Annotated in this window: 15 protein-coding genes; 7 read left to right on the forward strand and 8 right to left on the reverse strand. The window is 63.6% G+C overall.

Going from position 1 to position 16,523, the window contains the following annotated elements; all coding sequences use genetic code 11:
- Positions 1-87: 87 nt before the first annotated feature.
- Positions 88-546 carry an Lrp/AsnC family transcriptional regulator gene (locus tag C4Q26_RS08545; protein WP_027908001.1) on the forward strand — a complete coding sequence of 153 codons (459 nt, stop codon included), beginning with the start codon at positions 88-90 and terminating at the stop codon, positions 544-546.
- A 2-nt stretch (positions 547-548) separates the two neighbouring features.
- Here C4Q26_RS08545 and C4Q26_RS08550 read toward each other — a convergent pair whose 3' ends face one another.
- Positions 549-1,028, reverse strand: coding sequence for an NYN domain-containing protein (locus C4Q26_RS08550; RefSeq protein WP_023378574.1), 480 nt, complete (start codon positions 1,026-1,028; stop codon positions 549-551).
- A gap of 63 nt (positions 1,029-1,091) precedes the next feature.
- Positions 1,092-1,835, reverse strand: coding sequence for a DUF2076 domain-containing protein (locus C4Q26_RS08555; protein ID WP_027908000.1), 744 nt, complete (start codon positions 1,833-1,835; stop codon positions 1,092-1,094).
- Positions 1,836-1,990: 155 nt separating this feature from the next.
- Between C4Q26_RS08555 and C4Q26_RS08560 the strand changes: the two genes are divergently transcribed.
- A complete protein-coding gene (locus C4Q26_RS08560) occupies positions 1,991-2,647 on the forward strand; it encodes a YciC family protein (RefSeq protein ID WP_104882989.1) in 657 nt (218 codons plus the stop codon).
- A gap of 43 nt (positions 2,648-2,690) precedes the next feature.
- On the opposite strand, the gene hrpB is transcribed toward C4Q26_RS08560, so the two are convergent.
- Positions 2,691-5,219, reverse strand: coding sequence for an ATP-dependent helicase HrpB (hrpB, locus tag C4Q26_RS08565; RefSeq protein WP_104882990.1), 2,529 nt, complete (start codon positions 5,217-5,219; stop codon positions 2,691-2,693).
- A 118-nt stretch (positions 5,220-5,337) separates the two neighbouring features.
- On the opposite strand from hrpB, the gene C4Q26_RS08570 reads away from it, so the two are divergent.
- Positions 5,338-5,757 (forward strand): hypothetical protein, encoded by a 420-nt coding sequence (locus tag C4Q26_RS08570; protein WP_023378570.1) that lies wholly within the window; start codon positions 5,338-5,340, stop codon positions 5,755-5,757.
- Between the two features lie 25 nt (positions 5,758-5,782).
- Positions 5,783-6,652: a cation diffusion facilitator family transporter gene (locus tag C4Q26_RS08575; protein WP_104882991.1), complete on the forward strand. Its 870-nt coding sequence runs from the start codon at positions 5,783-5,785 to the stop codon at positions 6,650-6,652.
- Between the two features lie 69 nt (positions 6,653-6,721).
- On the opposite strand, the gene C4Q26_RS08580 is transcribed toward C4Q26_RS08575, so the two are convergent.
- Positions 6,722-7,561 carry a DUF6515 family protein gene (locus C4Q26_RS08580; RefSeq protein WP_027907997.1) on the reverse strand — a complete coding sequence of 280 codons (840 nt, stop codon included), beginning with the start codon at positions 7,559-7,561 and terminating at the stop codon, positions 6,722-6,724.
- 395 nt (positions 7,562-7,956) lie between these two features.
- On the opposite strand from C4Q26_RS08580, the gene C4Q26_RS08585 reads away from it, so the two are divergent.
- The gene (locus C4Q26_RS08585; RefSeq protein WP_016712159.1) at positions 7,957-8,433 is read left to right on the forward strand and encodes an Lrp/AsnC family transcriptional regulator; all 477 of its coding nucleotides are present in this window, start codon (positions 7,957-7,959) and stop codon (positions 8,431-8,433) included.
- Between the two features lie 19 nt (positions 8,434-8,452).
- Complete coding sequence (locus C4Q26_RS08590) at positions 8,453-8,656, forward strand: DUF2788 domain-containing protein (protein WP_023378567.1); 204 nt, start codon at positions 8,453-8,455, stop codon at positions 8,654-8,656.
- A gap of 72 nt (positions 8,657-8,728) precedes the next feature.
- On the opposite strand, the gene C4Q26_RS08595 is transcribed toward C4Q26_RS08590, so the two are convergent.
- The 4 genes from C4Q26_RS08595 to C4Q26_RS08610 form a co-directional block, all read right to left on the reverse strand.
- Positions 8,729-9,364 carry a pseudouridine synthase gene (locus C4Q26_RS08595; RefSeq protein ID WP_027907996.1) on the reverse strand — a complete coding sequence of 212 codons (636 nt, stop codon included), beginning with the start codon at positions 9,362-9,364 and terminating at the stop codon, positions 8,729-8,731.
- A gap of 6 nt (positions 9,365-9,370) precedes the next feature.
- Positions 9,371-10,834: an AMP nucleosidase gene (gene amn / locus C4Q26_RS08600; RefSeq protein ID WP_023378565.1), complete on the reverse strand. Its 1,464-nt coding sequence runs from the start codon at positions 10,832-10,834 to the stop codon at positions 9,371-9,373.
- A gap of 871 nt (positions 10,835-11,705) precedes the next feature.
- On the reverse strand, positions 11,706-13,358 hold the full coding sequence (locus C4Q26_RS08605) for an acyl-CoA dehydrogenase family protein (protein WP_023378564.1): 1,653 nt from the start codon (positions 13,356-13,358) through the stop codon (positions 11,706-11,708).
- A gap of 102 nt (positions 13,359-13,460) precedes the next feature.
- Positions 13,461-15,452, reverse strand: a complete 1,992-nt coding sequence (locus C4Q26_RS08610) for a hybrid sensor histidine kinase/response regulator (RefSeq protein WP_104882992.1) — start codon at positions 15,450-15,452, stop codon at positions 13,461-13,463.
- A 265-nt stretch (positions 15,453-15,717) separates the two neighbouring features.
- On the opposite strand from C4Q26_RS08610, the gene C4Q26_RS08615 reads away from it, so the two are divergent.
- Positions 15,718-16,515 (forward strand): hydroxymethylpyrimidine/phosphomethylpyrimidine kinase, encoded by a 798-nt coding sequence (locus tag C4Q26_RS08615; protein WP_023378562.1) that lies wholly within the window; start codon positions 15,718-15,720, stop codon positions 16,513-16,515.
- Positions 16,516-16,523: the final 8 nt, after the last annotated feature.

Below are 16,523 nucleotides of genomic sequence, written 5' to 3' on the forward strand. Positions count from 1 at the left end.
TTACAAAACACGTTTAACACGCCCTTATACTTTGCAATGAACGTTTGTTCGGCCATTTTGCCGTTGAATGCAAAGCAGGAACCTCAGATGGACAAATACGACCGCATGCTGCTCGCCGCCCTGCTCGAAAACGGACGGGCCACCTACGCACAACTGGCTCGCCAGGTGAATCTTTCGGCGCCGGCGGTCGCGGAAAGGGTGGCCAAGCTTGAAGCCACAGGGGTCATCTCTGGCTACACGGCCAAGGTCAACCTGGCCAAGATCGGCCTGCCGATACAGTGCGTGATCGAATTGCGGCTGGCCAGCCATGGCAATCAACAGAGCTACGACGAGCTGGCCCGCATACCCGAGCTGACCGAGTGCCACCGGGTGACCGGCGACCCTTGCGTGATAATGCAGGCTGCCGTGGGTTCGATGCTTGAACTGGAAGCGTTGATCAACCGCGTTTCGCAGCTGGGTTTCAGCAAGACCTCGATCATTCTGTCCAGCGCGGTGGAACGGCGGGTGCCGCTGGATCACCTGCAGAGCAATGGCAAGAAAAGCTGAGTTCAATGGCGCAGCAACAGGCGCCCCTCGATAGGTACGTAGCGGCTGGCGGCGCGAATCAGCGACAACGCGGTCAGCCCTGGCACGCCATAGACCACCGCCTCGGTGCCATGGCGCTGGATCACGCGCTCGAGCAACAGGTCGAAATCGCCATCGCCTGAGGCCAGCACCACTTGGTCGACACGGCTGGCGGCATCGATCACATCCAGGGTGATACCCACGTCCCAGTCGCCCTTGGCCGAGCCATCGCTGCGCTGGATGAAGGGTTTGAGACGTACATCGAAACCGAGGTTGCGCAGGATCTGCTGAAATTGCTGTTGTTTGGTGTCGCCACGGTCGATGGCGTACGCCACAGCTTCGACGATCTCGCCCTCGCGACACACATCGGCCCATAGCGCGGTGTAATTGAAGTGGCAACCGTAGGCCTGGCGCACGGTGTAGTAGAGGTTCTGCACATCGGCGAACAGCGCGATCTTCTTCACGACTCACTCTCGGCAGGAAGGGGCGCAACGCACCCCTGAAATGCCTCCAGTATGCCAGACCGGTCAGACGAAGGTGTCGTCGTCGGAGAAGAACCCGCCGTCATCGCTGCCATAGTCGGTATCCGCATACCCCCCCTGATCAGCGCCCCAGCCACCGTTGTCGGCGACCTGCCGAGGCTCGGAAGCGTCGTTCCAACCACCGTTGTCGCTGGCCGGGGCCGGTTCTTCCTTGATCACCTCGACCACCTCATCCGGCTGCGAGTGATGGTTGAACAGGCTGCTGATGCCCTGCGCCAGCAAGACGCCGCCCGCCACACCGGCCGCGGTCTGCATGGCACCGCCGAGGAAGCTGCTGGCACCACTGCGGGCCGGGGCTGCACCGAAACCTGGCTGCTGCACAGGGGGCTGGGAGAACCCAGGTGCGGACGGCTCGCGCCAGCCGCCTCCACCGGAAGCAGGCGCTGCTGGGCGTTGAGGTTGCTGAACCGGCTCTGGGTTGCGTGTGCCTGCGCCGAAGATGCTGGACAGGAAACCACCGCTGCTGCTGTTGCTGCTGCGGGTTGCCTCGAGCTGGGCACGGGCTTGCTTGAGTTCGGCTTCGAGCTGTTTGTTCTGCTCGTCCAGGCGCTTGATCGCAGCCTCCTGGACCAGAATGGCCTGGGCCATGTAGTAAGGCGCGGCCGGTTGCTGTCGCAGGTGGTCCTCGATGCGCGCCTGGGCCTGGGCATCGCGAGGCTGGCTCGGGTCCTCGGCTTGCTTGATGCGACCGAACAGGCCGTCGATCAGGGTTTGTTCTTCAGTGTTCATGGAGCTACCTCATGGGGGAGCAGGACATCGGATGTGTCAAAGATGGGGCGCGTAACCAGAGGATTCAATCATCGAGACGGTGAAACATTTTTTAGCAACTGGCCGCTCTGGGCTAAAGTAAGGCCCCTGCTTCTACAGCCATGCGATGTTGACTGATGAATCCGCTGAGCGTTCTGCGCGACTCCCTGTACTTCTTCCGCCGCCACTTAAAGAGCATCATTGCGCTGTGCCTGCCACTGGTGGTGCTCGAAGCCCTGCTGACTCAACTGCTGTACCGGCAAATGGGCGAGCAGGCCTCACCTGCCTACGGCATGCTGGTCAGTCTTCTGTTCTACCCGCTCTACAGCGCGGCGCTGATCCTCTACCTGGACACCCGCAGCAACGGCCAGGACATCCCCAAGCGCAACCTGTTCGCCCGCGCCGTGCAGCTGTGGCCGCAACTGGCGCTGCTGATCCTGATCAGCTCGCTGCTGATCATGGCGGGCCTGGCGCTGTTCATCTTCCCGGGCGTGTGGATCATGATCAACCTGGTGTTCGCCGAGTACCTGCTGGTTCTGCGCGGCCTGCCAGTGGTGCAAGCGATGCGCGAAAGCGCGCGGATGACCACCGGCCATTTCATGCGCATCATGATCTGCGTGGTGGGCGTGCTGGCGCCGATCTGGCTGATCGATGGCACGCTGCTGATGGCCATTGCAGAGCCTTCGCCGGCCGCCAAGCTGGCCATGGACAGCCTCAGCGGGTTCTTGCAACTGTTCAGCACCGTGGTGCTCTACCGCCTGTTCATGCTGCTCGAAGGCGAAGCTGGCGCGTGATACCTGACCGGCACCGCCCATTTCAGCAACGGTGCCGGCGCTGTCACGTGCCGCGTGGTTTGGCCCGCGCCGTGGCCTCGGCCACCAGCGGGTCATCCGGCCAGTAGTGCTTCGGGTAACGTCCTTTCAAGTCTTTCTTCACTTCGGCATAGGTCGTGCGCCAGAAGTTGGCCAGATCCTGAGTGACCTGCACCGGTCGGCGCGCGGGTGACAGCAAGTGCAGCTTCACCTGCAGGCGTCCTTGCGCAAGACGTGGCGTATCCGCCAAGCCAAAAAGCTCTTGCAGGCGCACGGCGAGAATCGGCGGGTACTCGCTGTAATCGAGCCTGATGTTCGAACCCGAAGGCACTGTCAGCGATTGCGGCGCCAGCTCATCCAGACGTTGCGGCAACGGCCAGGGCAGCAGGTTGCGCAGGATCGAGGACACATCCAGCGCGGCAAAATGGCTCAGCCGCGACACGTTGCCCAGGTACGGCTGCAGCCAGACATCGAGGCTCGCCAACAATGCCTCGTCGCTCAGATCAGGCCATTCGCTTTGGCCGTCCTGCGCGAGATCGAGCTGGCGCAACAACGCAATACGCGCCTGCCACTGGCGCAGTTCCGGCGTCCAGGTCAGCAGGTTGAGGCCTTTGCGTCGCACCAAACCGAGCAGGGCCTTGGTTCGCGCCTCTTCATCCAAACCAGGCAAGGGTTCGCGACTGAGTACCAGTTCGCCCACTTTGCGCTGACGCTCGGCACGCAAAACGTTCTCCCGCTCGTCCCAGTCAAGGATATCGAGGACATCGACCTGCTCGGCCAGCACGCCGTCCAACAGCGCCGGGTCGAACTCGGCCGCCAGGTAGATGCGCTCTTCCCGCTGCCCCTGACGGCTGCCCAGGTCGGCGATCACCAGCCATGGACACTTCATCAGAGCATCGACCTCGGCGAACAGCGCTGCGCGGCCATTGGCCAGGCGATACTCGGCACCGCCCTCGCGGCGCTGCTGAGCGACCCGATCGGGATAGGCCAGCGCCAACAGCGCACCGAGCCAACGAGGATGATCAGGGTCGGTAACCGCCGCTGCGGCCTTGCCGCGCAACAGCCCCCGGTACTGACGGGCCAGCTGGCGCGCACGCTGCACGCCCCCTTGGCTGTCACGACCGGCCTTGGCCTCGCCGCTGACCAGCGCCAGTCGGCTGTGCAAGTCGGCGCCAGCCCCGCGCTGGATATCGCGCTCGCCCAGCAAGGCGGCGACATCGCAGGCCATGTCGGCCAACCCCAGGCTCTGCCCGCGCAACAGCAGGTGCGCAATGCGCGGGTGGGCAGGCAGCTCGGCCATGGCCTGGCCGTGCTCGCTGAGATGATCGCGGCTGCCCGGCTTGAACGCGCCCAGCCGTGCCAGCAGGTCCCGGGCTTGAGCGAACGCAGCAGTCGGTGGCTGGTCGAGCCAGCGCAGTTGCCCTGGTTCAACCCCCCATCGCGCCAGTTGCAGGGCCAGGCCTGCCAGGTCGGCCTGAAGAATTTCGGCACTGCCGTGGGCCGCCAGCTGGTCGTGCTGGGCTTCGGACCACAGTCGGTAGCACACCCCCGGCTCCAGACGTCCAGCCCGCCCGGCACGTTGGGTGGCACTGGCCCGCGAGATGCGCTGCGTGTCCAGGCGCGTCATGCCACTGCCTGGGTCGAAACGCGGGACGCGTGCCAAGCCGGCGTCGATGACCACGCGCACACCGTCGATGGTCAGACTGGTTTCAGCGATATTGGTGGCCAGCACCACCTTGCGCTGGCCTTTGGGCGCAGGGTCGATGGCCGCACGCTGGGCGTTGAGGTCGAGTTCGCCGTGCAATGGGCACAGCAGGATCTCGGGACGTTCGCCGAGGGCATCGCGAAGGCTCTGGTTGACACGTCGAATCTCGGCCTGACCGGGCAGGAACACCAACAGGCTGCCGGTCTGGTCCGCCAAGGCCTGGAGCACACTGTCCACAACCCGTGGCTCGATGAATTCACCGGGTTGGAACGGGCGCCCCCAATGGATATCCACAGGGTGCATGCGACCCTCGCTGCTGACCACCGGCGCATCGTCCAGCAGCCGCGACAAGCGTTCGCCTTCCAAGGTCGCGGACATCAGCAGGATCTTCAGCGGCGGCTCGTCGCGCAGCAGTTCGCGGCCGTTGAGGCTCAGCGCCAGGGCCAGGTCGGCGTCCAGGCTGCGTTCGTGGAACTCGTCGAAAATCAGCAAGCCCACCCCGTCCAGCGCCGGGTCAGCCTGCAGGCGCCGCGTGAGGATACCTTCGGTGACCACTTCGATGCGGGTATGGGGGCCCACCTTGCTGTCCAGCCGGATGCGGTAGCCCACGGTTTCCCCGACCTTCTCGCCCAGCTCGCTGGCCAGGCGCTCGGCCGCCGCACGGGCGGCCAGGCGACGGGGTTCGAGCATGAGGATGGTCTGGCCGGCCAGCCAAGGTTCGTCCAGCAACGCCAAGGGTACCCGGGTGGTCTTGCCCGCACCGGGAGGCGCTTCGAGCACCGCTTCGTCACGGTTTTCCAGCGCCCGGCGCAGGGCGGGCAAGACAGCATCGATTGGTAATGAAATCATGGTGGTCCTCGAACAATCGTCCGAGTATAACGGCGAACCGAGCCTGCTCTATCATGGTCTTAGCATCAGGTGCTGGCGTAACGCCTAGCCTTGCAGTACACCTTTTTCGGAGATTCACATGCGTATCCCTTCCCGCGTCATTGGCAGCGTACTCATCGCCACCCTGCTGACCCAGCTGACGGCCTGTGGCACGCTGTTCTACCCTGACCGTCGCGGTCAGATCGAAGGCAAGATCGACCCTGTGGTCGCCGCGCTCGATGCCATCGGTATCCTGTTCTATGTCATTCCTGGCCTGATCGCCTTCGGCGTGGACTTCGCCACCGGTGCCATCTATTACCCCGGCGGCACCACGGCCCAGGTCGCGCCGGAGAAACTGCGCCAAGCCGTCACGCCCGACGGCAAGGTCGACAACCTCAAGCTGCAGGCCATTCTCGAAAGCGAGCTGGGCCAGCGCTTGCCGCTGAACGACCCGCGCTTGATCCAGCACCGTGGCAGCGTCGAGCAACTGGCCGCTTACGGCCTGGTCCCGGCCGCCTGAACCACACAAGGACATCGCCTCCGGCATGATCACCCCGGCTGAACACCAACGCCTGCTGCGCCTGGCTACCCGCGCCTCATTGGCCGTGGCCAGCATCCTGGTCCTGAGCAAGGCGGTCGCCTGGTGGCTCAGCGGCTCGGTGAGCCTGCTGGCGGGCTTGACCGACTCGGCGCTGGACGCCGTCGCCTCGTTCCTCAACCTGCTGGCCGTGCACTACGCCTTGCGCCCGGCCGATGACGACCACCGTTTCGGCCATGGCAAGGCCGAAGCCCTGGCCGGCATGGCCCAGGCATTGTTCATCGGTGGCAGCGCGGTGCTGATCGCGGTGCAAGCGGTCGAGCGCCTGCAGACACCGCAGCCTCTGGGCGACACCAGCATCGGCATCGCCGTGATGTTGCTGTCGCTGGTACTGACCGTGGCGTTGCTGGCCTTGCAGCACAAGGTCATCCGCCTGACCGGCTCCACGGCCGTACACGCCGATTCGCTGCACTACCGCTCTGACCTGCTGCTCAATGGCAGCATCCTGCTGGCCCTGGTGCTGGCCCGCTTCGGCTGGCCACAAGTGGATGCGCTGTTCGGCCTCGGCATCGCGGTATACATCCTTTGGAGCGCGCTGCAGATTGCCCGGGAGAGCACGGCGATCCTCATGGACCAGGAGCTGCCTGCGGATGTCGCCGAAGGCATGGCCGAACAAGTGCTGGCGGTGCCTGGGGTAAAAGGCGTGCATGACCTGCGCACGCGTATGTCAGGCAACCAATGGTTCGTGCAACTGCATCTGGAGCTGCCCGGGGAACTGCCGCTGCACGAGGCACATGCATTGTGCGTGGCAGCATCTGCGGCGATCCGCCAGCGGTATCCGAAGGCGGATGTGATGGTGCATGCGGACCCTGTCTGAGCCCCCTATCGCCAACGGGTGCGGCAGCCGGCTGGCCGGCGATAGGGTCTATCCAGGCGACACACAGCCTCAGTTGATGCTGTATCCCCGCCCACTCAGACAAGCGCCCAGCGCACGTCGGTAGGTGTCCGCCACGTTGGCGGCGGGCGCATAGCTGGCGTTCGCGGGGTCGAACCCCGACTGGCTTACGGCCCAGCGGTGGCACTGGTAGCGATCCTGATCCTGCTGCTCCTGCCCCTGGCCATACATCGGGTAGGCCACCACGTCATAACCGTTGGCGGCGGGCACTACCGGTGCAGGCCTGGCCACAGGCGGGTTGACCACTACATATTCGCGGCTGTCGGCCAGGTACTGGTAATAGGTATCGGCCACCAGGAAGAACAACGCCCCGCCCAGCCATACTTCGCGGGCGTAAGGCGGCAGGTAATCGACCCGCACACCATACGGCGGGGTCACCACGATATAGCGGCCCCCATGAGGGCGATACCAGTAACCGCCCGAGTAGAAGTAATCCTGCCCACGGTAGGGCACCTTCCAGTAACGGTCGGGGAAGCGGTCTACCGTATGCCCAGGGCGGTACTGCGGCCCAGGCCCCCAGCCATTGCCATGCCCGTCCGGACGCCCATGCCAGTCGCCCCCAGGCCGCTGACCTGGGCCACCCGCCTCCCACGAACGCACCTCGCCATTGCGACGCGGGATGTCCTGGTAGTAACCCTGTCGCGCAGGTTGAGTTTGACGCACTTCGTCGCGCGAGTTGAGCGCACGGCCTGGGGCGCCACCATTGGCGCCTTGCTGGGGGGTGTCGCCCTGACCGCCATAGCCCTCGCCCGGCCCTTGGGCCAAAGCGCCCAAGCTGATGCCCAGCCCCAACACACCAACACCTGCCAACTGCCAGATGCGCGACTTCATGTTGTTCCTCTCGGTGAATGCACTGCACTGGCCGCCAGTCTACCGCGCCCATGGCAAGGGCAGATGAAAAACGCAGGCATGAAAAAAGGGAGGCCGCTGGGCCTCCCTTTGGGAATTGTCGTCCGTGCTCGGTGCTTGTGGCACCGGCTCACCTCACATCGTCTTCTGGACGGTGTGTAGCCCGGGGGCCTGGCGGATCCTGTTGGATGGCTGGCCGCGACCGCCCGCCTAGGGCGCGTCGCCGTGGACTCATGTCCGGGCAGTGATTCTGTGAGTAACGATACGGGAGACGGTGCAGCAGATGATTGCGAAGATTGCTCGGATAAATAGCACTTGCGCAATTTTTCACCCTGGATTGATAATTCATCGCAATCTGAACAGAAAAGGCCTTTCCCATGAGCAAGCTTGACCGCTACGACCTGAGCATCCTCGCCGAATTGCAGCGTGACGCACGCATCTCCAACCAGGAGCTGGCAGAACGTATCGGTCTTTCGCCCTCCCCATGCTCGCGTCGGGTCAAGCAACTGGAAGACGACGGCTATATCTCGCGCCAGGTCGCCCTGCTCGACCGCAAGAAACTCGGCCTGAGCCTGACTGCCTATGTATTGATCGGCATGGACCGTCACACCCCGGAGCGTTTCGAAACCTTCGAAGCCGCCATCCGCAACCTGCCCCAGGTGCTGGAATGCAGCCTGGTCACGGGAATGGACGCTGACTATCAACTGAAGGTCGTGGTGCCCGACATGGACCATTACCAGAAGTTGCTCCTAGGCAGCCTGACCCGTATCGAAGGCGTCACCAGCGTGCGTTCGAGCTTCGTGCTCAACCAGGTGCTGGCCAGCACCGAAATGCCGCTGACCCACCTGCGCTGATCGCAACAGGAGAAAACAGATGGATCCGGCTGTATTTGAAGAGTGGATGATGATCGTCCTGGTGACCGTGCTGATCGGTTTCATGGGCTTCATCGTCTGGGACCTGGCCAAGAAATCCAAGGCGGGGCGTTTTGGTACGCTGATTCTGTTCTTCGTGTTGGGCCTGGGTGTACTGGCCTTCATCATCAAGAGCGTGGTGGTGGGGTTTCTGGAGGGGGTTTAGCGGTTTGGCGGAGCTCAGCGCCGGCAAGCCAGCTCCTGCAGGGGCGGTGTTGCCCCTGCCGACGGCGCTGGGTTAGCGCACGAGCTTTGGCGCCACCTCGCGCCAGCAGCCCTGGTCCAGGCCATCCAGGGTCCAGTCACCAATACGTACCCGCACCAGACGCAAGGTAGGCAGCCCTACCGCTGCCGTCATCCGCCGCACCTGGCGGTTGCGCCCCTCGCGAATCACCAGCTCCAGCCAACTGGTCGGCACGCTCTTGCGAAACCGCACCGGCGGATTGCGCGGCCACAGATCAGGCTCATCCAGGCGCCGCGCTTGTGCTGGCAAGGTGGGCCCGTCGTTGAGTTCCACGCCGTCGCGCAGCCGCTGCAATTGCTCGTCGCTCGGCTCGCCTTCGACCTGCACCCAATAGGTTTTGGCCAACTTGTGCTTCGGATCGGCGATGCGCGCTTGCAGTCCACCGTCGTTGGTCAGCAGCAGCAGGCCTTCGCTGTCACGATCCAGCCGCCCGGCTGGATAGACGCCCGGGATGTCGATGTAGTCCTTGAGGGTGGCACGCCCTTCGCCGTCACTGAACTGGGTCAGCACGTCGAACGGCTTGTTGAACAGGATCAGGCGGGGCTCGGCCGGCGGCGCCTTGGGTTGGCGACGTGGACCGGCAGGCCGCGCCGAGGGACGGCGCGGCTTGGAACGGGGTGGCAGGGGCATGGATCCTCAGCGGAACGGCGGCTCATCGAAGCTGCGCAGTTTACGCGAGTGCAACGAATTGAGCTCGGTACGCAACAGATCGAGGGCAGCGATGCCGATTTTGAGGTGCTGGCTGACGGCGCGGTTGTAGAAGGCATTGGCCGAGCCAGGCAATTTGATCTCGCTGTGCAGCGGCTTATCCGAAACACACAGCAAGGTGCCGTACGGCACACGCAGGCGGTAGCCCTGGGCGGCGATGGTGCCGCTTTCCATGTCCACCGCCACGGCGCGGGACAGGTTGATCAGCGGACGCTCCTGGGCCCAACGCAGCTCCCAGTTGCGGTCGTCGTAGGTCAGCACGGTGCCGGTGCGCAGGCGCTTCTTCAAGGCCTCGCCACGCTCGCCGGTCACCTGCGCCGCGGCTTCCTGCAGTGCCAGTTGCACTTCCGCCAGGGCCGGAATCGGAATGTTCGGCGGCACGACCCGGTCGAGGATACCGTCGCGGCGCATGTAGGCGTGGGCCAGCACGTAATCGCCGATGGTCTGCGACTGTCGCAGGCCGCCACAGTGGCCGATCATCAGCCAGCAGTGCGGGCGCAGCACCGCCAGGTGGTCGGTGATGTTCTTGGCGTTGGACGGGCCGACACCGATGTTGACCAGGGTGATGCCATCACCATCGCCGGCGATGAGGTGGTAGGCCGGCATCTGGTAACGGTGCCAGACGACGCTGGCGACCAGCGCTTGGGCCTCACCGTGGTCCATGCCCTTCTCGATCACTACATTGCCTGGCAACACCATGCGTACGAAGCGTGGGTCCTCGCGCAATTGCTCCAGGCCGTGGCTGATGAACTGGTCGACATAGCGGTGGTAGTTGGTCAGCAGGATCCACGGCTGCATGTGGCGCCAGTCACTGCCGGTGTAGTGCACCAGGCGGCGCAGCGAGAAGTCGACGCGGGCGGCGTCGAACAGCGCCAGCGGCAGGGTTTCGGCGCTGCCCCAGTCGCACAGGCCGTCAGCGATGTTGTCGGTGGCGGCTGACAGGTCGGTGCTGGGGAATACCCGCGCGAGTTCTGCGGCGGTGATGCCGCTGCCGGCGAGTTCGTCGCCTTGGTCGACCACGTAGGGGTATGGGATGTTCTGTTCGCTGACACCGACTTCCACCGTTACGGTGTAGTCGCTCATCAGCGGGCGCAGCTGTTCCAGGAGGTAGCTTCTGAACGCGGCGGGTTGGGTGACGGTAACGCTGTAGGTGCCGGCTACCTGGACTTTGGCGTAGGCCCGGGTGGTGGCGGCGACTTCGCCATGGCTGTAGTAGGTCAGGCGCAGGGCCGGGTAGCGGAACAAGGCCCGCTCGTCGTCATTGGGCTGGGTACGGTCCTTCAGGTAAAGCTTCAGGGCCTGGCTGAGGGCCCCGGTGGCCTGTTCATGCAAGGCCGCCAGACGATCGACGGCCTGTTCGGGGGTATCAACGACTACAAAAGCTTGGCTCACACTGGGCTTCCTGTCTGGACATGCATGGGAGTCATCTTGCCTACCTTCGCGGGTAATTACATCCCCATTGATCAGGAGTATCTCGCTCTGGCTTGGCTGTCGCTCTGGCTGTCGCTGTGGCTTGTGCTCTGGCTGTGCTGTGGCTTGTGCTCTGGCTGTTGCTCTGGCTTTTCGTGCGCGATAGTCCAGACACCACGAATTGCGACGTCAGGAGGCCGAACGCAGGCCTTGCGCAGGGAGGTGACGGGCATGGATGCCCGTCAAGCGCTGCGGCCCAGGATGGGCCGTTCAGCGCGGTCCTCCCGGAGCAAGGCCGGAGTGAGGGAACCCCGGAGCGCAGCGTAGGGGCCGGATGATAGGAGCCAGACTTTTTTGGTTACTTTTTGGGGCGTCTGCCAAAAAGTGACCCGCTGTAAGAGCGGAAAGGTGATTGAGCGTCGCCTTGGCAAATGGATATGCTCATAAATCTAAATACCAAACTTCAAACCTCAAACCTCAAAGCGAATACTTGGTACTGGCATTCAAATAGCGTGAATATCCATTTGCCATGGAGGCGCCTATTCACCTTTCCGCCCTTCCGGCGGGTTACTTTGGTCGTGGCCAAAGTAACCAAAACCGTTGGCTCCTATCATCCGGCCCCTACGCTGCGCTTCGGGGTCCCCTCGCTACGGTCTTGCTCCCGGGAGGACCGCGCTGAACGGCCCATCCTGGGCCGCAGCGCTTGACGGGCATCCATGCCCGTCACCTCCCTCCGCAAGCCCTACGCTCGGCCTCCTGACGTCGCAATTCGTGGCGTCTGGACTATCGCGCATTAGAAGCAAAAGCAGAGCAAAAGCAAGAGCAAGAGCAAGAACTCAAAATGAGGCGCTTCTCAATTTGACCAAACAGGCGTAGCTCTCGCCACGAGCGCTCCTACATCAATACCCCTGGGCAACGCCCCATACACCCGGCCACCCGTGCACAACCGGCTGCCAATGAATGCATCACTCACCGCTGTATTACCTGCCTCCAGCAACAATTTGGCCTGCAGCGCCAGCGCAATATCTTCGGTCAACTGCCGGGCGCGGTATTGAATGTCTCCGGTGTCGGCAAAAGCCCCCTTGAGATTGCCAATATGCGCTGCAAGCCGCGGGTCACCATGGCCATCGCCCAACTCGGCGAACAACGCGTCCAACACTCCCGGCTCCTTGGACAACGCCCGCAGCACATCCAGACACTGCACGTTCCCAGAACCCTCCCAAGTCGAGTTGACCGGCGCCTCTCGGTACAGCCGGGGCAAGATGCTCTCCTCGACATAACCCGCGCCCCCAAGGCACTCCGCCGCTTCGTTGATCATCCCCGGCGCCCGCTTGCAGATCCAATACTTGCCCACCGCCGTCACCAACCGCGCGAAGTGCGCTTGCTGAGGATCGTCCAACTGATCGAGCGCCTGCCCCATGCGCAAGCTCAAGGCCAGCGCCGCCTCGCTTTCCAGGGCCAGGTCAGCCAGCACGTTCTGCATCAACGGCTGCTCGCTCAATACCCGGCCACCCACCTTGCGATACGCGCAATGATGGGCCGCCTGGGTCAACGCCTGCCGCATCAAGGCACTGGAACCCACCATGCAGTCGAAACGGGTCATGGCCACCATCTCGATGATGGTCGGCACGCCCCGCCCCTCCTCACCGATCATCCACGCCAAGGCACCACGAAACTCCACTTCGCTCGAAGCATTCGAGCTGTTGCCCAACTTGTTCTTCAGCCGCTGGATATAGAACTGGTTACGACTGTCGTCAGGCCGATGCCGGGGCAACAGGAAACAGCTCAGGCCCTTTTCCGTCTGGGCCAGCGTCAGGAAGGCATCGCACATGGGCGCGGAACAGAACCATTTGTGCCCGACCAACTCGTACGCCTGGCCGGGCCCGGAAGCGCCAACCGGGTAGGCCCGGGTGGTGTTGGCACGCACGTCGGTGCCGCCCTGTTTTTCCGTCATGGCCATGCCAAGGGTAACCCCGGCCTTGTGCCGGTCACCGACGTTTCGGGGGTCGTACTCCCGCGCCAGGATCTTCGGTAACCAGTACTCGGCCAGCTCCGGCTGCACGCGCAAAGCCGGCACCGCGGCGAAGGTCATGGTCAGCGGGCAGCCCGTGCCGGCTTCGGCCTGGCTGTGCAGGTAGGTCATGCACGCTCTGGCCACGTGGGCGCCCGGGCGTGGTTCGGCCCAGGGCAGTGAAGGCAACCCGTGCTCGACAGCCGTGCGCATCAGCTCGTGATACGCGGGGTGGAATTCCACCAGGTCGATCCGATGGCCATAACGGTCGTGACTGCTGAACTCCGGCTTGTGCGCATTGGCCAGAAAGCCAGCCGCCATCAGCGGTCCGCCGGCCAGGGCGCCATAGGCGTCGATCCGCGACTCCGCCCAGCCCGCGCCGCAACGCTGCGACCACTCCTGTAGCGGCTGGTCCAGACGGTACAGGTTGGCGCCATCCAGGGAGGGCGGCTGGTTCGTCACTTCGTGGGTTTCAGCGTACTGGTGCAGGTTCATCGTCGAGCTCCTGGATCCGGGCAAGCCTGAAACCCCAGTGAAGCACTCCCTGCCAGGCAGTCATAGTGACAAATATGACTAAACAGACGGCGACGGAATGACCTAGAACCGCGTTGCCCCGGAGGCCGTCCGCCCGGGAGGCATCTGCACCTGCTCGATGGCCACCTCCAGCGTCAGTTCGAATCGGCTACCCAACCCCCGCGTCGACTCGTGGGACAACGTGGCCCCGAGCAACTCGCCCAACTGTCGGCAGATCGACAAGCCGATACCCAGGCCGCCATAACGTCGGGTCATCGAGCCATCCACCTGGAAGAAGCGTTGGTAGAGAATCGCCTGGTCCAGGTCATCGAAGCCGATGCCACTGTCGCTGATCGTGAAGGTCAGCGACAGGCTGTCCGGGCCAAGACGCCGGCCTCGGGCTTGAATCATGACACCCCCCTGATGGGTGAACTTGAGGCCGTTATCCACCAGGCAACCCAGGCAGCGGGCCAGCTTCTGCGCGTCCCCAACCAGCGCGTCAGGCAATTCTGCAGGAATGTCCAGGCTCAGGTACAAACCCTTGCCCAACGCACGCCCGGCGTAGCCCGCCCGCAGGTCCTGGACCAGACGCCGCAGGCTGAACGGCGTGCCTTGCACACGCAGGCGGCCGGCCTGGAGTTCGGTCAGGGTGAGAATGTCGTCGACCATGTCCATCATGTCCTGCGACGAGCCCACCGCCGTCCGGTGGTACTGAGCCATCTCCGCGTCCATGGGTAGCGTGTGCATCAACTCAAGCGAACCGATCACACCATTCATCGGCGTGCGCAGTTCGTGGGTCACAGTGGCCAGGAACTCGTCCTTCAGGCGGTTACTGCGTGCCAGTTGCTGGTTCAATTGCTCCAACGTCCGCCCCGTGTCGCGTAACGTGCTGGCCTGCTGCTCGCGCAGGCTGTTGATCCGGTCGGCCAGGGCCAAGGACAGCAGCGCCACCTCGAGCGCCGAGCCGAGCTGGCTGGCGTACATGGTGAGGAACACATTCGGCAGATAGCCCAGCACCATCAGGGTGTTGACCAGGCCGCCGAGCAGGAACGCCGACCAGGCGATGATGAACCAGCGCGCCACCCGCAGGCCATGCCACCAGGCATAAAGCCCCGCCGCGAAAATGCTCACGGTGAACGCCAGCGCCAGCAAGGTGGCCATGCGCAAGGCGACGCCATAGGGCATGCTCACTGCCAGCACCATGACCAGCGCACCGCCCAGCATCAACAGTTGCAACAGCCGGTCGAAACCACGGGCAATACTGCTCAACTGCAGGAAATGCCGGGCGAACTGGCACCCGAACAAGCCGGCAGCGCCAATGAACATCGGCGTCGCCGCATTCGCCCACCAGGGGCTGTCGGGCCAGAAGTAGGCTACGCCCGCGCCATTGACCGATACCTGATACAAGCCGAACGACGCAATATAGGCAATGTAATAGAGGTAGCTGACGTCGCGAACGCTCAGGTAGATGAACAGGTTGTACACCAGCATCACCAGCAAAACGCCGTAGATGATCCCTAGCACGTACAAACGCGCAGGTTGCTCTTCGATGTAGGCTTCGGCCGACCACAGCGCCAAGGGGGCCTGGACCGAGCCCTGGCTGTGCAGGCGCAGATAGGCCGTGACCGCCTGGCCCGGGCGCAAGGGCAGTTCGAAGAGGTAGTTGTTCTGCCGTATCTGCCGGCTGTGGTAAGGCAGCGCGTCGCCGGTACGCTGGGCCAGGCGGTAGGCTCCGCTGGCGTCAGGCAGATACAGTTCGAGATGGTCCAATGGCGGGTAGGCCAGTTCAAGAAGCCACTGACGCGGCGCCGCACCCGGGGCAGCGGCGTAACGCAGGTCGAACTTGAGCCAGAACACCGACGTCGAGTAACCAGCATTGAGCACGTCCTGACCATGCTGGCGGAAACGGCTGGCGAACGCAGGTGCGCTGACCTGAGCGATACTGGCGCTGCCGTCGCGGTCCTCGTAGACCTGCATGACCCTGCCAAGCGGGAGATGCCGGGTCGCGTCGGTTATTTCGACCGCACCGGCCAGCACGGGCAGCCAGCCCAGAAGCACAATCAGCAAATAGCGCATACAGCCCCAGCATGGCCTGTCCGGTCGCGTCGTGGTTGCCCCCCATCCCTTTGAGACGACGTACCCCGGCAGTACCCGTTAGTCGAATTATCCGAGCACTCTAGCATAGCCTTCAACGATAGCATTGGGCCACTTCATATTTTAAAGAAACCGCTCTAGATCAATGGCTTGCAGACATCCGAAACCAATAAATTGACCGATTGATCAACAAATAGCGTTTGTAGGACGATCCGCGCAAATGGGATTGGTGGTAAGCTCGCCGACCATGAATACCTACAGCTCCCGCCCCGTTGTCCTCTGTCTCTCCGGCCACGACCCCAGTGGCGGTGCCGGCCTGCAGGCAGATATCGAAGCCCTGATCGCCCAAGGCTGTCACGCCGCGCCCGCGGTAACAGCCCTGACCGTCCAGGATACCGTCAACGTTACCGATTTCCGCGTGCTCGACCGCGAATGGGTACTGGCACAGGCCAACGCCGTGCTGGCCGACTCCGATGTCGCTGCGGTCAAGCTTGGCATGCTCGGGTCGATCGAAATGGTCGACACCGTTGCCGAACTGCTCAGCGCCCACCCTCACCTCCCGCTGGTCTGCGACCCCGTGCTGCGCGCGGGTGGCGGCGGCCGCCTGGGCAAGGACGAGGTCGGCTATGCCCTGCGCGAACGCCTGCTGCCGCGTGCCACCATCGCCACGCCAAACCTACCCGAAGCACGCATTCTGGCCGAACTGCCCGACGGCAGCGCCGACGAGTGTGCCGAAAAACTGTTGCCGTTCTGTAAACACCTGCTGATCACCGGTGGCCACGGTGACGAAGACGAAATCCATAACCGCCTGTACAGCCGCGACGGCCAGAGCCACACCTGGACCTGCCAACGTCTGCCCGGCAGCTACCATGGTTCGGGCTGCACGCTGGCCAGTGCCCTAGCCGGTCGCCTGGCACTTGGCGAGCAGCTCCAGAGCGCCGTACGCAGTGCCCTGGACTACACCTGGCGAACCCTGCGCGATGCCGAACAACTGGGCAAAGGCCAGTTCGTCCCGCGCCGTCTGCCCTTGGACTTCTGTTCCTGATACGAGGC

It is taken from the genome of Pseudomonas sp. SWI44, assembly GCF_002947915.1.
Classification (GTDB): domain Bacteria; phylum Pseudomonadota; class Gammaproteobacteria; order Pseudomonadales; family Pseudomonadaceae; genus Aquipseudomonas; species Aquipseudomonas taiwanensis.